The following is a 24258-nucleotide window of genomic DNA, read 5'->3' on the forward strand; positions in this document are numbered from 1 at the left end:
TCAGCTAGAGATCAGGTTATATGGGTTGTAGGTGAGAATATAATAATAAAGGCATAAGGGTAAAATAATGAATAATAAATTTACTAATTATTTTGTTGGCATAGGGTGGTTTATATTAAGCTTATTAAGTAGTATTACCAACGATATAATAGCCAAATCACTAGGAATTAGATTGCATAGCTTTGAAGTGGCATTTTTTCGTTTTTTCTTTAGCGCATTAGCCTTAATACCTTTTATTTGGTATTATGGAACCCAGACTCTTAAAACTAATAGCCCCTTTATCCATATAATCCGAGGGGTGTTATTGTTTTTTGGTATGACCTCCTGGACTTATGGTTTAAGTATCGCCCCAGTAACAACTGCTACGGTAATAGGTTTTGCTACTCCTCTATTTACTTTAAGTTTAGCAATATTTTTTCTAAAGGAAAAAATTATTTGGCAAAGATGGGTAGCCACTTTATTGGGTTTTATTGGTATTATAATCACTCTAAAACCACATGCTGATGATTTTAATCCTTATATATTATTGTTTGTATTAGCTTCAATATCTTTTGCAATGCTAGATATTATTAATAAAAAATTTGTTATAAAAGAATCAATGATCAGTATGTTGTTTTATTCTGCATTAGTAACATCTATCATCTCAGCGCCGCCCTCAATAGCCTATTGGCAAACCCCTACCCCATGGGAGTTTATGTTGCTATTTAGTTTAGGGGCAGGGGGGAGTTTAATCTTATTTTTCTTGTTAAAAGCCTTTTCTTTAGTTGATGCTACTGCTACCGCGCCTTATCGATATATAGAATTAATATTGTCAGCAGCAGGAGGATATATTGTTTTTAAGGAAATTCCTGAAAATAGTACTTTGTATGGCGCTTTAATAATAATTCCTACAACATTATTTATGATATATTCCGAAAAAAAACATATTATAGATGATAATAAAATAGTTCCATAATTATAAATCCAAAAACATTGATAATTTATATTGATTAAAGGAAATTATGAATAAACGTAAGTTAGTTTTTGCTAGCGGTATAGCGAATGCATTTGAATGGTATGATTATGCATTATTTGCCCATTTTGCTCCCATAATAGGAATAAAGTTTTTCCCGGGGGTGAGTTCTAGCGCCTCCTTATTACATGCCTTTATAGCATTTGCTCTTGGGTATTTAATGCGTCCCATTGGCGGAATATTTTTTGGAATAATAGGGGATCGCTTTGGCCGGAAAACCGCTTTAAGTACTTCGATATTTTGTATGGCGCTGCCAACAGCATTAATCGGTATAATCCCTACTTATGACGAGATAGGTGCTATTGCCACTATACTAATGATTTTAGCACGGATGCTGCAGGGATTATCCATGGGAGGAGCGCTTACTGGTTCGATCTCCTTTATTATTGAACATACCGAACCGCACCATAGGGGTTTTACTGGTAGCATATCTATGGCAAGTATTTGTGCTGGGATATTATTTGGTTCTATAATTGCTAGTCTTATTCAGACTATTTTATCGGTTGAACAATTTAATAATTGGGGATGGCGAATTCCCTTTTTACTTGGCATCTTTATTTTATTTGCGGGCCTTTATATTAAAAAATATACTACTGAAACACCAGTATTTCAGGCGATCAAGGAAGAGGGGGCAATTTTAAAATCCCCCCTTACAAAGGTGATATCTAAGCATTGGGTTGACATGTTGATATCAATATTCATTAATGCTACTGGCTCAGTAATATTTTATTTACAGGCAATTTACTTAATGTCATTTTTACGAATAAACCGTAATTTTAGCGATTCTGATGTCAGTAATCTAGCGAACTGTTGCTACCTAGTGATGATAGTTGCGACTTTATGTTCAGGTTATTTATCAGATATAATCGGGAGAAAAAGATTATGTATCATTAATTTATTGTTAATTATTGTGGTTACTCCATTTTTAATGAATATAATTGAAACAGAAGATTTCTATTATATAATTATAGCGCAAATTATCTTATCTATCTTAGCGGCGTTTTATATTGGTCCGGAGCCAGCTCTACAAGCGGAGATGTATCCTACAAATATCAGAAACACTGCGTTATCATTATCATATAATATAGCAACTAGCCTTTTTGGAGGTACGACCCCTTTAGTCGTAGAATATTTAATTCAAAAAACTGGAACTATTACTTCTGCTACTTATTATGTGATTATATGTGCTATTGCTAGCTTGATAGCGCTTGCTTTTTATAAAAATCGTGAGGGAGGTAAGTTGATTACTTGAGGAAAACTTAAAAGAAAATTTTTTAAATAATTTTCTAGCCATTTCTAGCAAAGTTATCTATAAAGTGAAGAGAGTCTTATGTTAAATAACCTAGGCCTTATTTATCTTAATCTCGAACTTTAGGGAAATAGCAAAGCCGATGAGGCTCAATTTTTTGTTAATTAATAAACTTTATTTTTTATGTCAGAAGTAATAGCTAAAGAGCAGTTAGCGCAATATATAAGCCAAATAGAACAACTTGAGCAAGAGAAAACTGAATTGTCTACCGCAATAAAAGAAATATTCGATACGGCTGCCTCTAGTGGTTTTGATAAAAAGGCTATGAAGTCGGTCCTGAGATTAAAAAAACTTGATAGAAATGAATTAGCAGAACAGGATGCTATATTAGAACTTTATAGACAAGCACTAGGTCTCTAAATAAATACTATAATATTAAAAAATTTAGCGATGCGATTATATCCTTTGAGGCTTTTACCTGATAAAATCAATTTTGATTTTATGCAATTTACAAAAGTAAGTTATACTGTTTCTATTATTTTAACTCTTATGAGTCTCCTATTAATAGGTAAGTATAGGTTTAATTTAGGGATCGATTTTACCGGGGGAGTAATAATTGAAGTACGTGTCGACCAGGAACCTGACTTAGTAAACATGCGAGAAATTCTCAATAAACTTAAAATTGGCGAAGTAACTTTACAAAATTTTGGTACTAAACACGATTTGTATATAAGGATTGGTAGTAATAAAGAAGATGCTTTAATGCAAAATGTTGATCTTATTAAATCAGCTTTACAGCAATTTCCTTATAAATACGACTATCGTAAGGTAGATTTTGTCGGTCCGCAAGTTGGTTCTCAGCTAATAAAATCCGGAATAACAGCGCTAATTCTTGCTTTTATAGCTATAATGATTTATACTTGGGTTAGATTTGAATGGTATTTTGGGCTGGGGATTCTTGTCGCATTGTTGCACGATGCAATATTAAGTCTAGGTTTCATGAGTTTAACTCAGCTAGATTTTAATTTAAGTTCGATAGCGGCGCTGCTGACCATAATAGGTTATTCTGTTAATGATTCGGTTGTGATTTACGATAGAATTCGCGATAACTTACGCAAAACTTCGCAGAGAATTATGCCGCAGATTATTAATAGAAGTATTAATGAGACGCTCTCTAGGACTATTTTAACGGTCATCACAACTTTGTTGGCTAGCCTAGCGTTAGTAATTTTTGGAGGAAAAGCTATTTATAGTTTTAGTGTATTAGTATTTTTCGGTATAATAGCTGGAACATACTCTTCTATCTTTATTTCTGCTCCTATCTTACCTTTGTTTATTGCGAAGAAATTGGATACTCGTTTAGGTAGTAAATAATAGCCTCCTATCAAAATTCGCTTTGAGTAGGAAATTTGAATGGGGAGGTTGGGCATCGGTCTGTCTACAAATTACCAACAAAAGCAAGTTTTGAAACGAGCCTAATCTTAAGGTAATTATACCGCCATTTATATTTATCTTAATCGTCAAGATAAATAAGTTCCGGAGGTATTTGGAGCAATATTTATAAAACTATTGAGAAAAGTTTATAGTTGCTTTATTAGTCCTAAGTCTCTATATCTTGAATCTTATAGCTTAAAAGAATTTTATTATTTATACTCTTAATTAATGTTATATATTTAACTGCATGAATCCACAACAAAAATTACCTATATTACCAAGAGCAACAGCAATCTGGCTGATTGAAAATACTGCCTTGACATTTAAGCAAATAGCTAACTTTTGTGGAATTCATGAGTTTGAAATTAAAAGTATCGCTGATGGAGAGGTATCTCAAGGTATTATGGGCCTAGACCCTATTGCTGGTGGTCAATTAACTAAAGAAGAAATAATACGTTGTACCAATGATAACAATAGTAGTTTAAGAATTTCTACCAGTACCGCCTATGAATTAGTAAGTGCTAAACGGAAACAGCAATCTAAATATACCCCTATTGCTAGGAGACAAGATAAGCCAGATGCAATATTTTGGTTACTTAAAAATTGTCCAGAGATTGCAGATAGCCAAATTATTAAGTTAATCGGTACTACTAAGGCTACAATTGATACAATTCGTGATCGTAGTCACTGGAATATGAAAAATATTCGTCCGCGCGACCCGGTCTTACTTGGAATTTGTAGTCAAATGGAATTAGATACAATAACTGAACAGGTTAAGTTGGTACCCCAGCAAGATAAGGAGCATAAAGAATAATCTAATATAGCCGAGTTCCGGATAACTGATTAGCGCAATTAAACTATTTTAATAAACTCTTATTGGGTATTGGTACCTATTAAAAATTTATGAACGAGCAATAAAAGCATTTTATACTTTATAAGTTACCCGAGATGTTTATAATTAAATTGATTGATAAGAGTTAAATGAGTAAACCAAAATCTGTTTTTTTCTCTGCCATTTCAGGCAATATACTAGAATACTATGATTTTACTGTGTATTCGGTATTTTCAGCGGTAATTGGCCGTACGTTCTTTCCAAAAGGCCCAGAATTGATCCAGATCCTATTCAGCCTTGGAGTATTTGCCGTAGGGTTTCTTACCAGGCCCATAGGAGGGATCTTTTTTGGTTATGTGGGCGATAAGTATGGGAGGCGAATATCTTTAATTATTTCTATGCTTGGTATGACAGTGCCAACCTTCACTATGGGGTTAATTCCCTCTTACGAAGATATAGGAATTTATGCCCCAATAATATTGGTCATAATGCGCCTTTTACAAGGGCTCTGTATTAGCGGTGAAGGGGCGGGTGCCGCTATTTTTATTCTAGAGCATCATCAGAACTTACGGCCTGGTTTTACTGCCGGTTTAGTACATGGTTCAAATATTGCTGGAACATTAATTGCTACCCTTATAGGAATTATTATTGAACAATATTTTTCTCATATTGATTTTGCTTGGCGTTTTGCATTTTTACTAGGAGGATTTATGGGGCTTATGGGGTTCTACTTACGTCTTCGAGTATCAGAAACTCCTATTTTTAAAATGTTAGCTCATCAGAAAAAAACCCTGAAAGCGCCTTTTACCAACGTAATTAAGACCGCCTGGAAAGCAATGTTTTTAACTTTTTGTGTTGGGTCGGTTGCCAGTAGTGTTTTGTATTTAGTTAAAACTTATATAAATGTTTATTATAATAATGTTTTACATCTTGATAATACCACTGCTCTGATTTATCTATTATATACTTCTTTTATAGCTATGATCACTATGCCATTATTTGGGGGGCTTGCTGATATTATAGGTAAATTTAAGATGATTACTTATGCAAGTATTGCAGTTTTTGTTTTGGCTTTACCTACTTTATTTTCTATGTCTTTACCAGGCACGTGGTGTCAAATTATATCTTTAACTATTCTAGGATCGCTTGGAGGAGCAATATCAGGATCCGCCTATATATTTATTATTTCCTTATTTACCCCAGAGCAAAAATTCTCAGGGGTAGCTTTTAGTTATAATTTAGGAATTGCTATGTTTGGAGGTACTTCTCCCATTATCTCCCGCTGGCTTGTTGAACAAACTAATTTATTTTATGCTCCAGCTTTTTATATCATGACTACTTCTAGTGTATTTTTGCTAATCATTTATATTATGAGACACGAAATAAGAAGCATACTGAAAGAGGTTGCTTATTAACTATTTCCGAAAACTAATCATCACGTCGCCTTACTTCATGATCTTCGCCCCTCACGTACTAATATGTACGCTCCGGTGCAGGGCAGCCGTACCCTTTGCTAATTTAGTTTAGGGAGCTGGTATTAGACTCCTTGTAGATTCGCATCGACCAGGGAATTCTGTAAGAAGTTTATGAAAGGAATTTTTTAATTTATTATAATATTCTGATGTTCAATAATAGAGAAAAAACTAGCAGTTGGTTCACCGATTTGCGTGATCAACTGCGTATAGAATTTGAAAAAGTTGAGTTAGAATATAGTAAATTAAAGAATTTATCTCCAGCAAAATTTGTACCTTCTCCTTGGGAGAGAGCAGATGGAGGGGGAGGGGTGATGTCAGTAATGCGAGGGAATGTATTCGAAAAAGTGGGAGTGAACATTTCTACCGTTTTTGGTGAGTTTTCGCCAGAGTTTAGTAAAAATATACCCGGAACTGAAAATAATAAAAAATTTTTTGCTACTGGCATTTCTGTGGTGGCTCATATCAATTCACCTTTAGTACCAGCGGCCCATTTTAATACACGCTATATTGAGACTGCAAATAGTTGGTTTGGAGGAGGAGGAGATCTTACCCCGTTCTATCAGGATGACGAGGAAAAGGTAAAATTTCATAATGCTTTTAGAGTAGTATGTGATCAATATAATTCTGATTATTACCCTAAATTTACTAAGCAATGTGATGAATATTTTTATTTAAAACATCGCAAAGAACCTAGAGGGGTAGGAGGCATATTTTACGATTATTTAAATACTGGAGATTTTGACCAGGATTTTTCATTTACGCAGGATATAGGCAAAGCATTTTTGTCAGTATATCCTGCTCTGATTAGGGGCAAAATGCTGCTCCCCTGGACAGACGAGCAAAAAAACTACCAACTAATACGCCGGGGCCGGTACGTTGAATTTAATTTGCTATATGATCGTGGTACTATGTTTGGTTTAATGACTGGGGGAAATGTTGAAGCAATATTAATGTCCTTGCCCCCTATAGTACATTGGTAGTTAGGCCCGCCGTCAAAAATGTAGAACAATAATAGCTAATATAATTAGAGAGCAAAAATATATAGAGAATCCATAAGAAAATGCTAGAATAGAGCAAAAATCTTATAGAGTGTGCTCATATGCCCAGGGAAAATATTACAAAATTCCAAAGACCAGGACAACTTTTTGGGTATAAGCTAACTGAAGAATTAAATCCCAATAATAAATTATATAAGCTAAGATTTTTGGTAGATTGGTCTTATTTAGAAGAGTGGTTGTTGGCAAACGTTAAGATTAGTTTACTTGGTGGGAGCCGGAGTTGTCCTATAGCTTAAGTCATTGAGGTATGGACAAGTCAAGGGGGAAGTGATATAAGATTTAGGGAAGATAATAAAGAGAGAGAATACATGGCAGCCCCTTATCCATATGAATTACGTATAAGAGTAATATCGGCCCTAGAATCTAAGATGCCAGTAGCAAAGATAACGGGAATATTTAAGGTTTGTAGAGAGACAGTATATAAATGGAAGAAGAATAGACCTCTTGCATAACCTAATCTAATTGGTAATTTTGTCGTCGAAACTCCTCTCTGTTTCTCACGTACGTCTATGTACGCTGCGGTACTCGACTTCGTTTCTCCTAAAAATTTTTCAATTATCTTTAGGTTATGCAAGAGGTCTATTAAAGAAAGCACTGGTGATATCAAAGCCAAGTGTGGTTATCAGAATGGATATAGTCGGAAGCTAATAAAAGATAAAGCAGAGTTTTTAGAATTCATGAAGATAAATGAGGGGAGAAGTATTCAAGAGATAGGAGAGCTAATGCCCAATAGAATGTCGAGTTCAACAATTAAGTGTGCTTTAAAAAGCTTTAATTACACATATAAAAAAAACCTTTTATCACCCCAAGAGGGATATAGCAGCAAGAGAGAAGTTTTGGGAAGAGATAACTCAAATTCCACCAGAAAAGCTAGTATATCTTGATGAATCTGAGATAGAAGATAACGCTTGTCCTCTATATGGTTGGAGTTTAAGAGGAGCAAGATGTTATGGTAACAAAATAGACCTCTTGCATAACCTAAAGATAATTGAAGAATTTTTAGGAGAAACGAAGTCGAGTACCGCAGCGTACATAGACGTACGTGAGGAACAGAGAGGAGTTTCGACGACAAAATTACCAATTAGATTAGGTTATGCAAGAGGTCTAATATATCAACATACCAGGAGAGTAAATATAATAGCTGGTTTGTGCCAGGATCAAATTATTGCCCCGGTAGTTTTTGAAGGCAGTTGTAATAAAGCATTTTTTGTATCTTATGTAGAGACGATGTTAATAAAGGAACTTAAAGCTGGTCAAGTAGTAGTAATGGATAATATTAATTTTCATAAAACTGCTAGAGTTAAAGCTTTAATAGAATCAGTGGGATGTAAGATTTTGTATTTACCTACTTATAGTCCTGATCTTAATCCTATTGAGCATTATTGGTTTAAGATGAAGCATCAGATCAGAAAAATCGCTAGCGACTTTAAAGATTTTTTTGTCGCTGTAGAACATGGAGTACTAATGTCTACAGCTTAGTGACTTAAGCTATAGTTAATAATTCACAAAGGTCTAAACTTCCTTGTCTTTGGTGCTTCCTATCAGAAGCAATCAACTTCTTACCTTCCCATTCTTGATAAATTTTACAAAAATTATCTATTAAATAATATACTGTTGTGATACATTTTTTCATGTTGAGTTATCTTGATTTTCTTTAAAAAATTTCTTATAACTCAACATCTTTGATTTGAAAAACCCTTTCTTATTACTTCTCTAAACTCTCCTTATCCTAAACTCGCGTTATAAAGATAAAAATTTTGAAATCCAAGTTTGACTTTTACTGAACTCCTGACGCCTTTCTTCAACCAACAATGACCTATTTTTGAATGAGTCCCAAACCTTGCCTCATCAAAGAAAAAGATCGCTTTCTTTAAATTTGCATTAGATTGTAGTTTTAGAGGAAGATTTTTTTTTAAACTCTTCTACCAAATTTGGATTTTGTTTGTAGTGCTTTGGTCTCGGGGTTATATACGAATAGTTTAGCTTATGCATTATTCTATGAACAGTAGATTTACCCAGGACTATACCCATAGTACCCTACGATTTTTGTAGGGAGGCAGAGTAAGTAGTAAGAAGTTCTATTTTTGGAGGTATTAATAAGGTGCGTATTAGTTGAGTTACAGCTATTAATGATAGATTGATAAAAGATATTTTTAATATGATCAAACCCGTAAGTAAATAATGAAAATAATTGTTTTTCAGTGGTTTTTTGGAGTTTTATACGGATTGGGTTTAGTGAATTTTGTATTAAGCCATTCTTAACTATTAAAGCTGAAGCAATAGCAGTTACCACCAATAATTTTTTGAATCTATCCAAATTTACTAAGTGACTTTTTTCAATATCAAAGCCTCCGCTTTTGAGATGCTTAAACAACCGTTCGATGGACCAGCGGTACCTATATAAAGCGAAAATATCAACTTCGACCTCAATTGATGACACCAAAACCATCAGTTCATTTTTATCATTTCTATATGCAGCAAAATTGACTTTTCTATCCCACAATATTCCAGCACAAACCTTATATTTTAAGGCTTTGAGATCATTAAATATTAGACCTCTTGCATAACCTAATGAACTGCGCCCCTATGTTTAGACCAAAAAAGCTTTAAATAGAGAGACTATTATTTTCATAAACTATCTACAAAAATATTATTTTTATAATTTTGTAGCTGTTGTGGTAATAGTGGAATTGTGGGTAAGTCGCAAGACTTATCCATAAATCCACTATATATCTCAAACGGCGTTTTGTACTCCAAAGCCTGATGGGGCCTTTGATTGTTATACCAATTCAACCATTTCGGGATATTATTTTTCAACTCTAAAACTGAAGTACACCGGTATAAATACGACCCCTCATACTTAAACGATCGCCATAAACGCTCAATATGGGCATTATCGTTACACCTGCCTTTGCCCGTCATGCTGATGCTTATGACGCATCTCCTCAATTCATTAATCCAATCCTCGCTGGTAAACTGGCTACCTTGATCACTATTAATTATCGACGGCTTCCCATATTTAGCTATAGCATCTTCTAACGCTAGCAAACAGCTCTCTGTATTTAAACTATTTGATAAACGATATCCTACTACTAATCTAGTATAAACATCGATTAATGCAACCAAATACATAAAACCACTTTGTACCCTTAAATAAGTGATATCCACCTGCCATACCTGATTTGGCTTTATAACCTCTAACCCTGATAGCAAATATGGATAAATAGCTTCTTTTAGGTTTCTTTTACTTGTATTAATCGAAGGGTAAATTGCTTGCAAATTCATTAGTTTCATCAACCTCCTGACTTTTTTGCTGTTAACAATTACCACTTCTCTCCTAAGTATCGCCGTTATTCGCCGGTAACCATATATCGGATAATTACTATAGATCTCAACTATTCTATTACTTAAATAATTATCTTGATCCTTCTCCGAATCCTTGTAATATAGGCTGGAGCGGTTCAGATTCAATAGCTGACTTTGCCGACGAACACTTAAATCTTTATAATCCTTATCTACCATCACTTTCCTCTTTATAGTTTCAACTTGGCAGATACGAGCTGCAAAAAATCGTTTTCTACCTTCAATTTGCCAATAGTTGCATGCAGTTTCTCTATTTCGCTTGTAGAACTAGAGGAATTACCGTTTTCATAGCTAAACTTAAAAATATCAGCACCATTTTCCAAAAATTGTTTCTTCCACCTTGTCATTACCGACCTTGGAACTTGATATTTTGAGATTATTTCAGCAATACTCAAATCTCCTCGGATCATCTCTAGCGATACTTTAAACTTAAATTCTTTACTGTAACTTTTTGGCTTACTCATTTTCGACTGCTCCTATTTTATATTTATTTTAACATAAAATAGTCTCTCTATCACTGCTCTAGTTTTCGGGGCGCATTACGTAAAGATAATTGAAGAATTTTTAGGAGAAACGAAATCGGGTACCGCAGCGTACATAGACGTACGTGAGGAACAGAGAGGAGTTTCGACGACAAAATGACCAATTAGATTAGGTTATGCAAGAGGTCTATTTTGTTACCTATTTTCTCATCGTAAGAAAATTATAACAGAAATACAACCTATATTCTAGCGCTAAATAGCCTAGTTAATAATGGGAATTGGTATTAGATGCACGGCGAGAAACAGTAGTATAATCTGGTATCTTAAGTTCAAGCTTCATTGATTTCAATACAGATTCCACAAAACCCTGTGCTTGTCGATATGGTAATTGATAAAATTCTCGCATCAACAAACATAACTCTATTACATATTCACTATATATTACTTTGCCCCCATGTTGTCGCTTACCACTATAATACCAATTGCTTATCGCTTCCTCAGAGATAAAAAAATTTATGCTTGCTATTTTCTTTAGTTTCTGGTTATATTGCGACCAGTTGCGCTTTTTTCGATGTATGGTCATACACCTTTATTAGCGCAACTATCTCCTCTTGACAACCTATTTCTTCTAACTCTTATTCTCCATGCAACAAGGCCATGGCCTTCTCGCAATGACAATGCTCCGGCATCAACTATTTATCGGCAATGCCAAGATTTGGAGTCGATAATAGTTTATACTACTGTACAAATTAAGAATATCAAACACCTGCATGATGTTATACTCTAGGAACTTCAAGAATTGGCGTCGTCGTGCCCTAAAGATCGAGGCTGCTCACGTACTTTAGTACGCTGCGCTGCTCGATTTTGATTCTCCTCTCGCTCTGCTTGAAGTTGACCTTCGTCTATCAACTCTTCAGGTACGAACAGTATATATTTGATGGATCAAGCTATGATCAAGAGACGTAGCGCTATAGAACCAATAATAGGACCTCTTAAAAATTTTGGTAGGGTTGGCAGAAATTACCTAAAAGGAATAAGAGGAGACATCATCAATCCATTAATCTCTAGCATAGGCTGGAATCTACGTTGTATAACCAATTATTTGCTCAAACCAGTCATTTCGACATAAAAATTAGCAATCAACAAAAACACCCCACAAATTCGTTTAGCAAAAATCGTTAACAATAGCTTCTACAAAAAATTTAAGAAAAAATACTATTTTCAATAACAAAACTCAAAAAACCCCTTAAGCAAAATTTATCACCCTAAATTATTACAAACTAATTAACTTCATATTGGCAGATACCTAATTTTAGTAATTTTGACAGGGGGATGACTAGTTATCTTTAAGCATGCCTGGCTACCATGCTTCCCATATACTAATATGTATGTATCATAATGATATAAGCTATACCAAACCCTATGATTGGCGAAACCGAGAGGATTCGAACCTCCGACCTAGTGATTAGGAATCACTCGCTCTATCCAACTGAGCTACGGCTTCTTTATAAAAGTTAATGCAGAGATACTTGAGCGATCCCCAGAATTGTTTTTTTATTTTTCACGAACTTCGTGCGCGCATGTAACGTATAGAGAATTTTTATCGAAAAATGGCATATACTTCTCTGATATGAATTTGTGTGCGTCGTTGCTCAAATAGCTCGCCTATTATCTCTAGGCTCTACCATCGCGCCTAGTAACAAAATCATCGGAAGAAGAGTATAAATCAACACGTATAAATCAAGTTATAAAAATTTGCTAGCATAATCTAGAGTATACTCATTTATTCTGCTTTTTATACCAGAAATAATAGACAGGAATACCGCTTAATGCAAATGAACTAGCAATTATTATAGTTCTAATAGGAGTTTGATAAATAGTCCATACGCAAAAACTAATTGCAGTCCCACCAATCAACCACATATATAAAGGGGATTTTTCTAGTTGAGTTATCAATAATTTGCAAAACGCAATGCTACACGCTAAATACACAAATAAAAAGGTGATCACAGAAAAATCAATTATTTCAGTAATTTGTGCTGATAAATTTTCATTTGCTGTGATAATTAAGAGAGGTAATATTCCTATACAACTGATAAGGATACTCCACACGGGGGCACCATTTTTATTTGTTTTTGCTAGGAAGGACGGCATAAACCCATCTTCCGCTAGCCCTAAGGCTATTTGTCCGCTAGTTAATACCCACGCATTTAATGTGCCAATACAAATAATTGCGGCAATTAATGAAATAATTATATGCCATTTACCTCCAAAAATTATTTGCGTTGCATCTACGTAAGGGGCGCTAGAAGTTATTAGCTCTTCTTTTGGAATTATTCCAATAATCCCAATATTATTAATTAGATATATTATCGCTACACATAGGGTACCTGTGACTATTGCTTTTGGTATAGTCTTAGAAGGATTGATTACTGATCCCGCCTGAGCAGTAGCCGATTCTAGCCCAATAAAACCCCAAAATGTTAATAATATTACTTCGCTCAGACTTTGAAAAAAAGTTAAATTGCTAGTATTTTGTTCTATAACAAAATTCCTACTATCAAACTTACATAACGCAGCAACCGGTATAATGATGAGAGGAATAAATTTTAATAGGGTGAATATAAATTCTATACGCCCTGCTACTGCTATACCTTTAAGATTTAAAAGCATAATGGTGAGTAACAGTAATATTTCTAGTCCTAAATATAGCAAACTATTATAAGCGCCAATTAAAGGAGCTAAATATCTGATCGCTGCAATAACAACTGTTGCAGTACTCACCCATGAAATTACCCAATAAGTCCAGCCCGTAAAAAATGCTGGAGTATTCCCAAATATATTTTTTAAATATACATGCGGGCCTCCTGTCTGAGGAAATTTTGAGCATAATATAGCAAATAACAGCGCAAGGATTATAGCGGCACAGGACGATACTACCCAACCGGCTAATCCATATACTCCAAAGGGCGCTAAACTTGCTGGTAATATTAAAATTCCTGTGCCGATCTGGCTACCAGTAGCTAATGCAAAAACTGACCAAAATCCAAGTTTTTGGGACATATAATTCTATTAATTATCACTTAAATTTGCTTGCCCACTGAAAAGCTTGAACATTACTCTTCCAATTAATTTCAGTTTTTGCAATATATAGCATAGTCCATTAAGGTGCGTACAGAGTATTTATCTTCAAGCATGCATGACTATAGTCACTTAGGTTAAACTAGCTACGTTGTTGCTCGTCGCTTACCTAGTATCCCCTAGGCTTCACTCCTCGCGCCTAGTATCTAATTCAACCTAAGTGACTATACGAGCAGTATATAGGCTGTTTTGTTCTTTAGGCTTCCTGCGTAAGTTGAAAATAGTTAAGGGATTTTTAGGAAAAACAAAGCTGAGCCGAGCTGCTTACATGGATGTACATGAAGAACGGAAGCAAGTTTTGACGACAAAATCACCAATTAGCAAAATCACCAACTAGCTCGACTTATGCAGGAAGTCTTTATATTTAAAGTATCCCTATTAATGAGAAACCTAACTATTCCCTGCGCGATGCAAGTTTTGGAAGAGGCCTATTAATAGTGGTGGTGACCCCTACGGGAATCGAACCCGTGTTTTCACCGTGAAAGGGTAGTGTCCTAACCGCTAGACGAAGGGGCCGTAAAAGATCGCTGGTGACTAAGCTTTTTATACACTTTTGGGTGTCTATGCAACCCTAAATCATCTTAAAAACTTTGTCTACCGAAGCTTGAGTATTAACGATAGTGAAATTAGCTAAATACCGCAGACTATACCGTCCGTACAAAGGTATATACTACTCGCTTTGCCGAATTGTTTTTTTATTTTATCAAAAACTCACGTCCTCACGTAACTTCATATATACGCTGCGCGCGCTCGCCATTCAAAATAAAATGCTGGTTCTAGCAGTACAAGCACCATACTCGAATGACCCCTAGAATTTGCATAGTCACTTTAGAGGCGCAAAGGTCTTATTGTAACCGCTTGCTCTACCCTTAATATTGCACAACAGCATCATAGGAATAAAACTTAATATCGCTATCATTTGATTATACTGTAAGCTAACAGCGTTCAGTTTATACACTATACTTAAAATATTGCAAGCATGAAATTGTATTTTTAAATTAACTTCACTCTACTTTCTCTTTTTTTTCTTGCTCTCTGTAGTTTGGTTAAATCTACCAATGTTTCGTACAAATTTTTGAACACTATTAAGTTCAGTGCCATAAGTTTTAGTATATTCCTTAACAATATTTATATCATTTTTATAAGAATTATTAAGCACTAATGCCTCATCAATAGTATCATTTTTATTGAAACTAACTTTTATTATCCTTTGTTCTAATACTTTTGGCTCAAGCCAAGCTCTTTTTGATAAAGAACGATGTACATAATACCAAGTATTAGGCGAATAGCTAGGGATAATTGTTGCGGTTCCAATTAAATCTTCTACCTCGTTTTTGCTCAGTTTTTTGTTCTCCAGCATAGGTAATAAACTGTCATCCACATATTGGCCTCGCGATTCAATTACTTGACAGTTAGAGAGAGTCAGTAAGATAAACATAGTGGAAAGAATTCTAATTATAAAAATTTTCATACAATTTATTTTTGAAATACCTAGATTTTGTAATGGAAATATAATATACTGCCCTATCAATTTGACAAATACTTTTTACATATAAATTTATAACCTTTATATTAAAATAGTTTTTGCAGTAAATTAGGGTATAGGGCAATGTTAGAGGTGTATATATTACTACCCAGTCTTTAACGCTTAACTAGGTTTTGCTATCTCATACCCTGCATTTAATATTATATATCTAAATCAGGAATATACATACTAACAATAAAGTAGTGCAGTAAAGGACAAAGTGAAAACATACTCGGCAAATCGTTTTAGAGGGTATGTTTTTTATTAGACTTCCTGCATAAGTCGATCTAGTTAGTATTACATATTTTTATACCGAGTTGAGAGTACAATAGAATATTTATTAAGTAAATAGTTTAATTTTAAGAGGCGAATATGGCAGTACCAAAAAAGAAGACATCGAAATCAAAACGCAATATGCGTCGTTCCCACCTTGCGCTGGGTAAAATTAACGTTGTAGTAGATTCTGAAACAGGGGAATATAAACTTCCTCATCACATATCTTTGGTTGATGGGACTTATAATGGGCGACAAGTGATTATAAAAAAGTCAGAAAAAGACGAAGAAGTAGCATAAACTGCAATGTCCTGTAAAATTATTGGGTGTGGTTCCTATTTACCAGAAACTATTATTACTAATTCAGCTTTATCTTTATCAGTTGATACTAGTGATGAGTGGATTCGTTCTAGAACAGGTATATTAAAAAGACATATTGCTAGTGATAATCAATATACTTCTCATTTAGCTCTTAAAGCTAGTCAAACGGCGATAGAGGACTCTGGCCTTCCCCCTTCTGCTATAGATTTAATCATTACTTGTAGTACCACCCCTGATAATAGCTTTCCCTCTATTGCTTCTAAATTACAAGGTTACCTTGCTCTTGGTAGCATCCCCTCATTTGATTTACAAGCAGTGTGTTCTGGCTTTATTTATGGCTTACATGTTGCAGATTCTTTAATTAGTTCTAGTAAATATAAAACCATATTGCTGGTGGGGGCTGAAAAAATGTCCTCGTTGCTTGATTGGAATGATAGGGCTACCTGTATATTATTTGGGGATGGAGCTGGAGCGGTAATATTGCAATATAGCGATGATAATTCGGGAATAATAGATAGTCATATTTACTCGGACGGACGTTATTATGATCTTCTTTATACCGATGGAGGGGTAAGTATGAATGGTAAAAGTGGTAAATTAAAAATGAAGGGGCAAGAAGTTTTCAAATATGCAGTCGAGAAAATGTCAAAGTCAGCTGAAGAGATAATGCATAACAATCACTTGACCACGGATGATATAGATTATTTTGTTCCTCATCAGGCCAATATAAGGATTATAGAGGCAATCGCAGAGAGGCTCAACTTTGCACCCAATAAGGTAGTAAAAACAGTAACAGAGCATGCCAACTGCTCCGCCGCATCAATTCCTCTGGCGCTTGCTTCTCTTAAAAACTGTCATAACCTCAAAAAAGGCGATATCTTACTGTTGAGTGCTATGGGGGCGGGCGTCACCTGGGGATCTGCTTTAATACGATGGTAAATATAACCTCTAGATTCTGTGAAGGAAATTTTTATATACTAGACCTCTTGCATAACCTAAAGATAATTGAAGAATTTTTAGGAGAAACGAAGTCGAGTACCGCAGCGTACATAGACGTACGTGAGGAACAGAGAGGAGTTTCGACGACAAAATTACCAATTAGATTAGGTTATGCAAGAGGTCTACTCTAGGAACTTCAAGAATTGGCGTCGTCGTGCCCTAAAGACTGCGCTCCTCACGTACTAATATGTACGCTGCGGTACTCGACTTTGAGCCTCCTTGCTCTTTTTGAAGTTGATTCTATCGTCTACCAACTCTTCAGGTACGAACAGTATAGTAGTAAAATTAGATCCATATCTTAATATTTTCTTAATTTTTGTTCATCAGACTGTCGCATCTTAGGCATGGTTAGTAAAACATTCACTAGATTTCATACGAACAATTCACCCAAAAGTAGGCAGGTCGTCACACTCTCCTATATTCTGGATTGTCCATTCCTCATAGGGTGCTTCTCGTAGTTTATATTCTGCTAGTTCCTTCGTGGTTCTCTCTATATTTATAGGGTCCGTATCTGTTACTTCTTGTTCTAGATAGTTGGGGCTGTATATATTAAACTTCTCGTCCTTTGCTTTGCGGTTTAATAAGCATAGGATAGGAAAGAATCTACCGTATCCCGGTATTTCCTTTATTTTGTCTACCTCAAACGCCGCTTTGCTTAATGCGTCTTCTACTACCTTTCTAGCAGTCATTTCTATGTCTATCAGCTTTATAGGTGATACTTCCCGAATCGCTTTTTCTTCCATATCTAGGTGCGCTGCGGTTTTGCTGGCCTCATCTCCTTCAAGTTTGCGGCTCCAAGTGAGCTGCGCAAGAGGTATATTCTCTTCGGCTATTTTGCGGAGCGTAGATCGCCTTTCGGTATTAGAGATAGAATCTTCAGGTGATTTATAGTCAATTGATGAGAAGTTGGTGACATCGTCACTCGTCTCTTGCCTATTATCTATAGCCGTCGTTCCATCGCTCCTAGCACCAAATTCTCCTGAATTGACTATAGTATCTTCATCTTCCATTGATTCGGCATCTTTTGATATATATCCTTCATCCTCCTCTAGGAGCTGCTTCCATACATCCTCCTGTTCTTCACTACTTATTAAGGGTTCCTGTTGGCTGCCTTTCCATTCAAGTAATGCTTTAATAATTGCAGGATTATCAGTCCCCCCTATTAAATAATACTCTGTTGCGTAGGAAAAGGCGCTCCTACCAAAGTGATCTTGCCAATTAATATATTCTTTAAATTCTTTTATATCATTCTTAAAAATATTTTGCCAATTAGCTTGAAAGTGACTTACTAAAAGTTGGTATGTTTTTATATCCAGAGTCTGGATAGCTAATATCAAAGCTGTTTCTTTCGCTTGAGTTTTTTGCGTAATATCTGTGTTAGGATGAGAGAGAAATTCTTGAATAATCTGTATATTTCTCTGTTTAATTGCTAATAAAAAAGGTGGATCATCATCCTGCAGACCTTGCACTGTTGAGGCAGAGGTAACTTCATTAAAATCTATTTCAGGAAATTTTAATGTCGAATCTAGGCTCAAATCCTCACATACACCCCCGTACGCTGCAGTTTGGAGCGAAGAGTCTTCTTCAAATTCCCTGTGCGATGCGAGTTTCGAAAGAGGCCTATTGATATCAATTGCTTCTGTTAATGGGGAATGGCTATTTTCATCTGGTGGGTTAATATTTCCGTTGGAGTCAAATTGAGGGGCTAAAGGTACTGTATCTAATTGCTCACTGTCATGCTGCAAGATTTGTAGTTCTATTTGTGCTGGTTGCTCTTCTAGTAGAGGAACTGCAAGGTCATAATTACCACTTTCGTCTTTCTCAATATTGCTAATGGTAATTATTATACGGTTATATAGTGCGTTTTGTATAGATGGTTCGTTAATTGATGAAATATTATTAGGTGGGGTCTGGAATTTAAGGGGCTCTGTTTTCGGCATTAGCTGAGGGGGAAGGTGGGGAGTAGAGTTACTATCACTAGATAGATATGTTTCGGCTGAGTAGGTATCCAATAATAAGTTTGTCTGCTGGAAGGTCGTAAGGTCATTCATCACTAGCTGCGCAGTAGGATAATCAGAGATACTATCTACGCTGCAGCTAACAATCATATCATGGGGACTAGGTAATCTATGATTAAAATCTGAATTTATATTAGGTTCTAACAATGTAAGTATGGTATTGTTGTTATTTTGGTAAATATTAGTAGCGTGATCATTAAATGATAATCTGCTATTGATATTTCTTAATATCCCTAGCTCTTTATATGACTCAAATTTATAAAGCCTATGGATACGCTGTTTGATATCTCGGTCTTTAGCTGGGGTTTTAAGTATATTAATAAGTGGAAGATAAGCTGATTGGTACAAAGATTGATATATATTATATACTTTTTCTTTGATAATTGCTGGTTTCTTTTTATATTTCCAATGTGCTGCCGTTCCATGCTGGGCCTTCTCATTCATTGCGCAAGTACGGATTTGGATCTCTATATTTTGCCTAGTGGGACCAATGATTATAGTATGTAAAGATTGATAACCATTAGATTTAGGTCTGTGAATATAATCCTGAAATTGACCCTTGACGCTTTGATAATGGGCATGCATGACCGCAAGGGCTTTATAACAATCTTCAACATTCTCTACTATAATTCTAAATGCTAAAATATCATATAATTGCCCTATATTAATATTTTTCTGTAGCATTTTTAACCAAATAGAATAAGGAGTTTTGATCCTACCGAATATTTTGGCTTGGATACCTTCAGCCTGCAAGCTATTATGAAGAGAATTAATAATTTTAGTAATTAAAGCTTTGATATCTTTGCCACAAAAGGCATATAGATGGGTTAAAATATATTCTCGAATATCTGGTTGCAATATTGTTAAACAAATTTCTTGCAGTTCAATTTTAATTGCTTCGAATCCTACTCTTGACATTAAGGGTACGTAAATTTCTATTATTTCTAAAGCAGAAATAGCGTATTTTTCAAGTGTAGGATTGACCGAAAATATACTAATATTATGTAATAAGTGAGCCAGCTTGACAAATAATACTCCTACTGCTACTTCTTGTGGCATAGAAAGTAAGAAGTCAAAAAATTTCTGTGCTTGTCTTATATTATAAGGTAAGTAATGAATTGTTGATGTTTTAAGGATTCCCTCTACTATGTTGGCTATTTCTATACCAAATTGGCTGCTAATTTGTTGGAGGGGGAGAGTAATTTTAGATAAATCTGTTGTGGAGATAGCAGTAGACAATAAGCCTGCTATTACTGTATTATTATTGGGGTAAATCGTTAAGAGGATTTCAGCAACTTCCAAAGCATATGCAGGATTTTGACCCTGAGATATAATGTAAGAGATAGCCTCCTGTAATTTAGTATCATTAAGCCTAAAAATACTGTTAGTGAGCATAAAAGTAATATTTCCTTAGGCTTCCTGCATAAGGCGAAAAAGCGCTTGGGATTTTTAGGAAAAACGAAGCCGAGCACCACAATGGACAAGGATGTACATGAGGAGCGGAAGGCCACGTTTTGACAACAAAATCACCTACTAGATCGACGCTCTCTAGAGCGACTTATGCAGGAAGCCTCTTATATTTTCGATCAAAATCTTTCACAAAGCTTTCTACTTAAAAATTTTGTTTTTAGAAAATAGAAGTAAATGAGACCAGTGAAAATAAAATTGGAGAGATCACTTTCAGCCTTAATTTGATTATGTTAAATAATTAAATATTGCTCAATAATCAAATACGCCATTCCAAGGGAATGACCTCGACTGGCAGTATGCAGCTAATGTATTTATAGTCAATTAATATAATCTAGGGACGCCGTTGTTTGTTGCTCTACCATAGTAGTTCTAGGCTCTACCCTGGCACTTAGACCCTAGTGCATCTTAATTGATTATACTTCAAGGCTTACTGCCTTTGTTTAAACAATAGGGATATATACTGCTCGTACTTCAAGAATTGGCGTGTCGTCGTGCCCTAAAGATCGAGGCTTCACGTACTTTAGTGCGCTGCTTGACTTTGAGCCTCCTGCCTCTTCTTGAAGTGGATTCTATCGTCTACCAACTTTTCAGGTACGAACAGTATATGTCTTCATTGTTAAAATTATAAGATTTTTTGTTAACATATACAATCTTTAAATTACAAAAATCTTAATTAAGTTTTAAGAAGAATATTACTAATTTAATTGAATTACGCAGAAAGTCTACTAAAAGCAGGATAATTCACCTCGACTTGATATAAAATAAATATTTTTATATCAAACTGAGGTATATACTGCTCGTAACTGAAGAGTTGGTATACGAAGTTCACCGAGTATATATAATAAATATAAAAAGAAATTTTGATGCAAAAAATTATAAAATGCCTATATCAGGCTGCCTTTAGAACAATTGAACATGATGGTATAGAGCACTCGGGATATATGTCATTTATGGTGCTTTTATCAATATTTCCCTTTTTAGTCTTTTTATTAGCGCTTACAAGTTTTGTGGGGGCTTCAGAGCTTGGTAAAAATTTTATTATTATTTTTTTAGATAATATGCCTGAACTTGCTACCGACTCTATAAAAACGAGAATTAATGAATTAGAAACAAGCCCTCCTCAGAGCTTAATGACTTTAGCAATCATTGGTAGTATATGGACTGCTTCATCTTTTGTGGAGTGCCTGAGAACAATTTTAAATCGGGTCTATGAAATAAAATTTCCTCCTCCTTATATAAGGCGCAGGCTTCTTAGTATAGTCCAATTTCTAGCGATTAGTATATTTATCTTGTTAGCTATGCTTCTGCTAGTAGTTGTGCCAATAATATTAGCAAAACTGCCATACCTATTAACAATAATAGAAAAACATAAACATACCTTAAATATTTTACGGTATATTATACTTTTTTGTGCGCTATTTATTACTGCTTCATTACTATACTATATTGTTCCTAATGCCTCTCTAAATTTCATTGATGTAGCCCCTGGAGCCTTAGTAACGGTAGTGTTATGGGTTATCAGCGGATATTTATTATCAACCTACTTAATGTATTATAATCAATTAAGTATAATCTATGGCTCACTTGGTAGCATTATAGTAACCTTAATCTTTTTTTACATTATTAATATGATTTTTATCTATGGTTCCGAATTTAATTATTTATATACAAAAGAGGAGTGATAGTGGCTCATCTTCCGTACCTTTGGCAATTTTAAATTTAGAAGAATTTAAGATTCTGACTAACACTTTCTATTCCAAGATGTTCAAAGGCACTTTTAGTAATTATGCGCCCCCTGGGAGTGCGTTGTAGCAATCCTATTTGTATTAAATATGGTTCTATGGTTTCTTCCACTGCATCACGTTGCTCCGATAAAGCTGCAGCAATAGTATCAATTCCTACCGGTCCCCCAGAATAATTATCGGCTATAAATTTCAAATATCTATAATCATTGCTATCTAACCCTATTTTATCGACCTCTAAACGATTTAAGGAAATATTCGCAATAACTTGATCAATTTCTAGCTTATTCTCAACTGAGGCAAAATCTCTTACCCTTTTGGCTAATCTTATGGCAATCCTAGGGGTGCCCCTGCTGCGCCGCGCTATTTCCTCTAAAGCGCCATCTGTTAAATTAATCTTTAATAATTTGCTGATTCTAATAAGAACTAATTTTAATTCTTCTACATTATAAAAATGCAAGCGTAGGGGGATTCCAAATCTATCCCTTAATGGGTTGCTTAATAATCCAAGTCTAGTAGTGGCTCCTACTAAAGTAAAATTGGGTAAATTAATTTTTACTGTTCTGGCAGCTGGCCCTTCTCCAATGATTATATCTAAAGCGAAATCTTCCATTGCTTGATATAATGTTTCTTCAATGTGAGTACTAAGCCTATGAATTTCATCGATAAATAATACATCCTTTTCTTGTAAGTTAGTAAGGATAGCTGCTAAATCAGCTGCTTTAGAGATAGCAGGGCCAGAGGTGGTTTTGAAATTAACTCCCATTTCTTTAGAAATAATTTGCGCTAGGGTAGTTTTGCCAAGGCCAGGGGGGCCATAAAATAATGTGTGATCCAAATGCTCGGATCGGTTTTTAGCTGCCTGGATAAAAATAGATAAATTTTCTTTAATCTGTTGTTGGCCAACGAATTCTTTTAAGTAGCTAGGTCTTAAAGAAAATTCTTGATCTGTAGGCAGTTTATCGCTCGATAAGATATTCTTAGACATTGGTACCACGGGCTTTTAACGCAAGTTTAACTAGTTCATTAATAGAAATCTCAGGATTTTTAGCAATAATTTCTTGTACTAAATTTTGTGCTTCATTTCTATTAACACCAAGCGAAGTTAAAGCAAGCATGGCATCTGACATTAGGCTCGTGAGAGTATCGTCTTGTTTGCTATGGGGAGTGTTTAGGTTGTGGATATTCCCAAAAGTGTTAGCAATTTTATCTTTTAATTCCACAATAATTCTTTCTGCTAATTTACTGCCTACCCCTGAAACGACTTTAAAAGCCTCTTTATCTCTGGTGAAGATGGAAGATTGAATTTGCAGAGGAGATAAATTCGATAAAATAGTTAATGCCATTCGAGTGCCTATCCCTCCCACCGATTGCAATAAATTGAAGAAATATTTCTCTTCAAAAGATAAAAAACCAAAAAGGGTAATATGGTCTTCCCGTACATGAGTTTCTATTAGTAACTGACAAACTTCGTTGATAGCTAATTTATTTAAAGTCATACCAGAACAATATACTAAATACCCAACATCGTTAACGTCAATAATTACATAGTCTTTAAAACATGAATCTATTTTTCCTTTTAATTTGCCTATCATATATTATTATTTTTAATTTTAGGAGTACGCTTTTTGATACAAATATTGGTAATGATAGGAGCGCCAGTTAATATAGCAGCAAAAACATAATGTATTAATAGAGGCGTATCGCTACAATGACATTTTCCATCATCAGAGTAAGTTTCTAATAGTATGATTTTTGCAATAATAAAAGTAGCAATTAAATATATTATTATGTATAGTGGATATTTAAATTTTGACCATATATTTTTTACCATATCTAAACCTATCTTGTTGGAGACATAAAG

At 34.8% G+C, this 24258-nt stretch carries 27 protein-coding genes and 2 tRNA genes; 15 read left to right on the forward strand and 14 right to left on the reverse strand.

The genetic code is table 11. From position 1 onward, the window contains the following. The first annotated feature begins 67 nt into the window (after positions 1–67). From AAGD44_RS00860 to AAGD44_RS00905, 10 genes are all read left to right on the forward strand, one after another. Complete coding sequence (locus tag AAGD44_RS00860; protein WP_341764181.1) at positions 68–955, forward strand: DMT family transporter; 888 nt, start codon at positions 68–70, stop codon at positions 953–955. A gap of 46 nt (positions 956–1001) precedes the next feature. After that, a complete protein-coding gene (locus tag AAGD44_RS00865) occupies positions 1002–2264 on the forward strand; it encodes an MFS transporter (protein ID WP_341764182.1) in 1263 nt (420 codons plus the stop codon). Positions 2265–2444: 180 nt separating this feature from the next. After that, positions 2445–2681, forward strand: a complete 237-nt coding sequence (locus AAGD44_RS00870; protein ID WP_341764183.1) for a DUF2312 domain-containing protein — start codon at positions 2445–2447, stop codon at positions 2679–2681. A gap of 30 nt (positions 2682–2711) precedes the next feature. Continuing rightward, entirely contained in the window at positions 2712–3635 is a 924-nt protein-coding gene (secF, locus tag AAGD44_RS00875; RefSeq protein ID WP_341764184.1) for a protein translocase subunit SecF, read from the forward strand. 307 nt (positions 3636–3942) lie between these two features. Next, complete coding sequence (locus AAGD44_RS00880; protein ID WP_341764185.1) at positions 3943–4509, forward strand: cell cycle transcriptional regulator TrcR; 567 nt, start codon at positions 3943–3945, stop codon at positions 4507–4509. 167 nt (positions 4510–4676) lie between these two features. Then, positions 4677–5942 (forward strand): MFS transporter, encoded by a 1266-nt coding sequence (locus tag AAGD44_RS00885; RefSeq protein WP_341764186.1) that lies wholly within the window; start codon positions 4677–4679, stop codon positions 5940–5942. A gap of 206 nt (positions 5943–6148) precedes the next feature. Next, positions 6149–6982: an oxygen-dependent coproporphyrinogen oxidase gene (gene hemF / locus AAGD44_RS00890; RefSeq protein WP_410520988.1), complete on the forward strand. Its 834-nt coding sequence runs from the start codon at positions 6149–6151 to the stop codon at positions 6980–6982. Positions 6983–7101: 119 nt separating this feature from the next. Continuing rightward, positions 7102–7296, forward strand: coding sequence for a hypothetical protein (locus AAGD44_RS00895; RefSeq protein WP_341764187.1), 195 nt, complete (start codon positions 7102–7104; stop codon positions 7294–7296). A gap of 132 nt (positions 7297–7428) precedes the next feature. Further along, on the forward strand, positions 7429–7512 hold the full coding sequence (locus AAGD44_RS07775; protein ID WP_410521001.1) for a hypothetical protein: 84 nt from the start codon (positions 7429–7431) through the stop codon (positions 7510–7512). A 517-nt stretch (positions 7513–8029) separates the two neighbouring features. Continuing rightward, on the forward strand, positions 8030–8539 hold the full coding sequence (locus AAGD44_RS00905; RefSeq protein WP_341764189.1) for an IS630 family transposase: 510 nt from the start codon (positions 8030–8032) through the stop codon (positions 8537–8539). Positions 8540–8543: 4 nt separating this feature from the next. Here AAGD44_RS00905 and AAGD44_RS00910 read toward each other — a convergent pair whose 3' ends face one another. The 8 genes from AAGD44_RS00910 to AAGD44_RS00940 all read right to left on the reverse strand — a co-directional run bounded on the left by AAGD44_RS00910 (position 8544) and on the right by AAGD44_RS00940 (position 13968). Beyond that, positions 8544–8693 carry a hypothetical protein gene (locus AAGD44_RS00910; protein WP_341764190.1) on the reverse strand — a complete coding sequence of 50 codons (150 nt, stop codon included), beginning with the start codon at positions 8691–8693 and terminating at the stop codon, positions 8544–8546. 248 nt (positions 8694–8941) lie between these two features. Next, the gene (locus tag AAGD44_RS07780) at positions 8942–9091 is read right to left on the reverse strand and encodes a helix-turn-helix domain-containing protein (protein ID WP_410520989.1); all 150 of its coding nucleotides are present in this window, start codon (positions 9089–9091) and stop codon (positions 8942–8944) included. Next, the gene (locus AAGD44_RS00915) at positions 9072–9563 is read right to left on the reverse strand and encodes a transposase (RefSeq protein WP_341764191.1); all 492 of its coding nucleotides are present in this window, start codon (positions 9561–9563) and stop codon (positions 9072–9074) included. The genes AAGD44_RS07780 and AAGD44_RS00915 overlap by 20 nt, the downstream gene beginning before the upstream one ends. Before the next feature lie 125 nt (positions 9564–9688). Beyond that, the gene (locus tag AAGD44_RS00920; protein WP_341763476.1) at positions 9689–10582 is read right to left on the reverse strand and encodes an IS3 family transposase; all 894 of its coding nucleotides are present in this window, start codon (positions 10580–10582) and stop codon (positions 9689–9691) included. Between the two features lie 11 nt (positions 10583–10593). Next, positions 10594–10887, reverse strand: a complete 294-nt coding sequence (locus tag AAGD44_RS00925) for a hypothetical protein (protein WP_341763459.1) — start codon at positions 10885–10887, stop codon at positions 10594–10596. Between the two features lie 283 nt (positions 10888–11170). Continuing rightward, positions 11171–11488: a transposase gene (locus AAGD44_RS00930; RefSeq protein ID WP_341764192.1), complete on the reverse strand. Its 318-nt coding sequence runs from the start codon at positions 11486–11488 to the stop codon at positions 11171–11173. Between the two features lie 844 nt (positions 11489–12332). After that, positions 12333–12409, reverse strand: a tRNA-Arg gene (locus AAGD44_RS00935). 275 nt (positions 12410–12684) lie between these two features. Next, complete coding sequence (locus tag AAGD44_RS00940) at positions 12685–13968, reverse strand: APC family permease (protein WP_341764193.1); 1284 nt, start codon at positions 13966–13968, stop codon at positions 12685–12687. 292 nt (positions 13969–14260) lie between these two features. Between AAGD44_RS00940 and AAGD44_RS00945 the strand changes: the two genes are divergently transcribed. Then, entirely contained in the window at positions 14261–14383 is a 123-nt protein-coding gene (locus AAGD44_RS00945) for a hypothetical protein (protein ID WP_341764194.1), read from the forward strand. A gap of 104 nt (positions 14384–14487) precedes the next feature. Here AAGD44_RS00945 and AAGD44_RS00950 read toward each other — a convergent pair. Further along, positions 14488–14562 (reverse strand) — tRNA-Glu (locus tag AAGD44_RS00950). A 493-nt stretch (positions 14563–15055) separates the two neighbouring features. Next, positions 15056–15517, reverse strand: coding sequence for an outer membrane protein assembly factor BamE (locus tag AAGD44_RS00955; RefSeq protein ID WP_341764195.1), 462 nt, complete (start codon positions 15515–15517; stop codon positions 15056–15058). 426 nt (positions 15518–15943) lie between these two features. Here AAGD44_RS00955 and rpmF point away from each other — a divergent pair, with 426 nt between their 5' ends. The 3 genes from rpmF to AAGD44_RS00970 are packed head-to-tail and all read left to right on the forward strand — an operon-like array spanning position 15944 to position 17295. Next, positions 15944–16144: a 50S ribosomal protein L32 gene (gene rpmF, locus AAGD44_RS00960; RefSeq protein WP_341764196.1), complete on the forward strand. Its 201-nt coding sequence runs from the start codon at positions 15944–15946 to the stop codon at positions 16142–16144. 6 nt (positions 16145–16150) lie between these two features. Beyond that, on the forward strand, positions 16151–17104 hold the full coding sequence (locus AAGD44_RS00965) for a beta-ketoacyl-ACP synthase III (RefSeq protein WP_341764197.1): 954 nt from the start codon (positions 16151–16153) through the stop codon (positions 17102–17104). 47 nt (positions 17105–17151) lie between these two features. Then, entirely contained in the window at positions 17152–17295 is a 144-nt protein-coding gene (locus tag AAGD44_RS00970; protein ID WP_341764081.1) for a palindromic element RPE1 domain-containing protein, read from the forward strand. A gap of 252 nt (positions 17296–17547) precedes the next feature. Here the strand turns inward: AAGD44_RS00970 and AAGD44_RS00975 are convergent, their stop codons facing one another. Further along, complete coding sequence (locus tag AAGD44_RS00975; protein WP_341764198.1) at positions 17548–20577, reverse strand: HD domain-containing protein; 3030 nt, start codon at positions 20575–20577, stop codon at positions 17548–17550. 938 nt (positions 20578–21515) lie between these two features. Between AAGD44_RS00975 and AAGD44_RS00980 the strand changes: the two genes are divergently transcribed. Continuing rightward, complete coding sequence (locus tag AAGD44_RS00980) at positions 21516–22334, forward strand: YihY/virulence factor BrkB family protein (RefSeq protein ID WP_341764199.1); 819 nt, start codon at positions 21516–21518, stop codon at positions 22332–22334. 37 nt (positions 22335–22371) lie between these two features. Here the strand turns inward: AAGD44_RS00980 and ruvB are convergent, their stop codons facing one another. Genes ruvB through AAGD44_RS00995 form a run of 3 tightly spaced genes read right to left on the reverse strand, consistent with a single transcriptional unit; the run spans position 22372 to position 24228 of the window. Continuing rightward, positions 22372–23382 carry a Holliday junction branch migration DNA helicase RuvB gene (gene ruvB, locus AAGD44_RS00985; protein ID WP_341764200.1) on the reverse strand — a complete coding sequence of 337 codons (1011 nt, stop codon included), beginning with the start codon at positions 23380–23382 and terminating at the stop codon, positions 22372–22374. Further along, the gene (gene ruvA / locus AAGD44_RS00990; RefSeq protein ID WP_341764201.1) at positions 23375–23989 is read right to left on the reverse strand and encodes a Holliday junction branch migration protein RuvA; all 615 of its coding nucleotides are present in this window, start codon (positions 23987–23989) and stop codon (positions 23375–23377) included. The genes ruvB and ruvA overlap by 8 nt, the downstream gene beginning before the upstream one ends. Continuing rightward, the gene (locus AAGD44_RS00995) at positions 23986–24228 is read right to left on the reverse strand and encodes a Holliday junction ATP-dependent DNA helicase RuvA (RefSeq protein WP_341764202.1); all 243 of its coding nucleotides are present in this window, start codon (positions 24226–24228) and stop codon (positions 23986–23988) included. Before AAGD44_RS00995 ends, ruvA begins: the two co-directional genes overlap by 4 nt. Positions 24229–24258: the final 30 nt, after the last annotated feature.

This window comes from Candidatus Tisiphia endosymbiont of Beris chalybata (genome assembly GCF_964026555.1).
GTDB lineage: Bacteria > Pseudomonadota > Alphaproteobacteria > Rickettsiales > Rickettsiaceae > Tisiphia.

Excerpts from the sequence above, each read along its gene's own strand:
- AAGD44_RS00860 (WP_341764181.1), top strand. The coding sequence starts at position 68 with ATGAATAATAAATTTACTAATTATTTTGTTGGCATAGGGTGGTTTATA.
- AAGD44_RS00870 (WP_341764183.1), top strand. The coding sequence starts at position 2,445 with ATGTCAGAAGTAATAGCTAAAGAGCAGTTAGCGCAATATATAAGCCAA.
- AAGD44_RS00865 (WP_341764182.1), top strand. The coding sequence starts at position 1,002 with ATGAATAAACGTAAGTTAGTTTTTGCTAGCGGTATAGCGAATGCATTT.
- rpmF (WP_341764196.1), top strand. The coding sequence starts at position 15,944 with ATGGCAGTACCAAAAAAGAAGACATCGAAATCAAAACGCAATATGCGT.
- AAGD44_RS07780 (WP_410520989.1), bottom strand. The coding sequence starts at position 9,091 with ATGGGTATAGTCCTGGGTAAATCTACTGTTCATAGAATAATGCATAAG.
- ruvB (WP_341764200.1), bottom strand. The coding sequence starts at position 23,382 with ATGTCTAAGAATATCTTATCGAGCGATAAACTGCCTACAGATCAAGAA.
- AAGD44_RS00975 (WP_341764198.1), bottom strand. The coding sequence starts at position 20,577 with ATGCTCACTAACAGTATTTTTAGGCTTAATGATACTAAATTACAGGAG.
- secF (WP_341764184.1), top strand. The coding sequence starts at position 2,712 with ATGCGATTATATCCTTTGAGGCTTTTACCTGATAAAATCAATTTTGAT.
- AAGD44_RS00980 (WP_341764199.1), top strand. The coding sequence starts at position 21,516 with ATGCAAAAAATTATAAAATGCCTATATCAGGCTGCCTTTAGAACAATT.
- AAGD44_RS00965 (WP_341764197.1), top strand. The coding sequence starts at position 16,151 with ATGTCCTGTAAAATTATTGGGTGTGGTTCCTATTTACCAGAAACTATT.
- AAGD44_RS00885 (WP_341764186.1), top strand. The coding sequence starts at position 4,677 with ATGAGTAAACCAAAATCTGTTTTTTTCTCTGCCATTTCAGGCAATATA.
- AAGD44_RS00930 (WP_341764192.1), bottom strand. The coding sequence starts at position 11,488 with ATGACCATACATCGAAAAAAGCGCAACTGGTCGCAATATAACCAGAAA.
- AAGD44_RS00940 (WP_341764193.1), bottom strand. The coding sequence starts at position 13,968 with ATGTCCCAAAAACTTGGATTTTGGTCAGTTTTTGCATTAGCTACTGGT.
- AAGD44_RS00920 (WP_341763476.1), bottom strand. The coding sequence starts at position 10,582 with ATGGTAGATAAGGATTATAAAGATTTAAGTGTTCGTCGGCAAAGTCAG.
- AAGD44_RS00895 (WP_341764187.1), top strand. The coding sequence starts at position 7,102 with ATGCCCAGGGAAAATATTACAAAATTCCAAAGACCAGGACAACTTTTT.
- ruvA (WP_341764201.1), bottom strand. The coding sequence starts at position 23,989 with ATGATAGGCAAATTAAAAGGAAAAATAGATTCATGTTTTAAAGACTAT.
- AAGD44_RS00910 (WP_341764190.1), bottom strand. The coding sequence starts at position 8,693 with ATGAAAAAATGTATCACAACAGTATATTATTTAATAGATAATTTTTGT.
- AAGD44_RS00955 (WP_341764195.1), bottom strand. The coding sequence starts at position 15,517 with ATGAAAATTTTTATAATTAGAATTCTTTCCACTATGTTTATCTTACTG.
- AAGD44_RS00880 (WP_341764185.1), top strand. The coding sequence starts at position 3,943 with ATGAATCCACAACAAAAATTACCTATATTACCAAGAGCAACAGCAATC.
- AAGD44_RS00925 (WP_341763459.1), bottom strand. The coding sequence starts at position 10,887 with ATGAGTAAGCCAAAAAGTTACAGTAAAGAATTTAAGTTTAAAGTATCG.
- hemF (WP_410520988.1), top strand. The coding sequence starts at position 6,149 with ATGTTCAATAATAGAGAAAAAACTAGCAGTTGGTTCACCGATTTGCGT.
- AAGD44_RS07775 (WP_410521001.1), top strand. The coding sequence starts at position 7,429 with ATGCCAGTAGCAAAGATAACGGGAATATTTAAGGTTTGTAGAGAGACA.
- AAGD44_RS00995 (WP_341764202.1), bottom strand. The coding sequence starts at position 24,228 with ATGGTAAAAAATATATGGTCAAAATTTAAATATCCACTATACATAATA.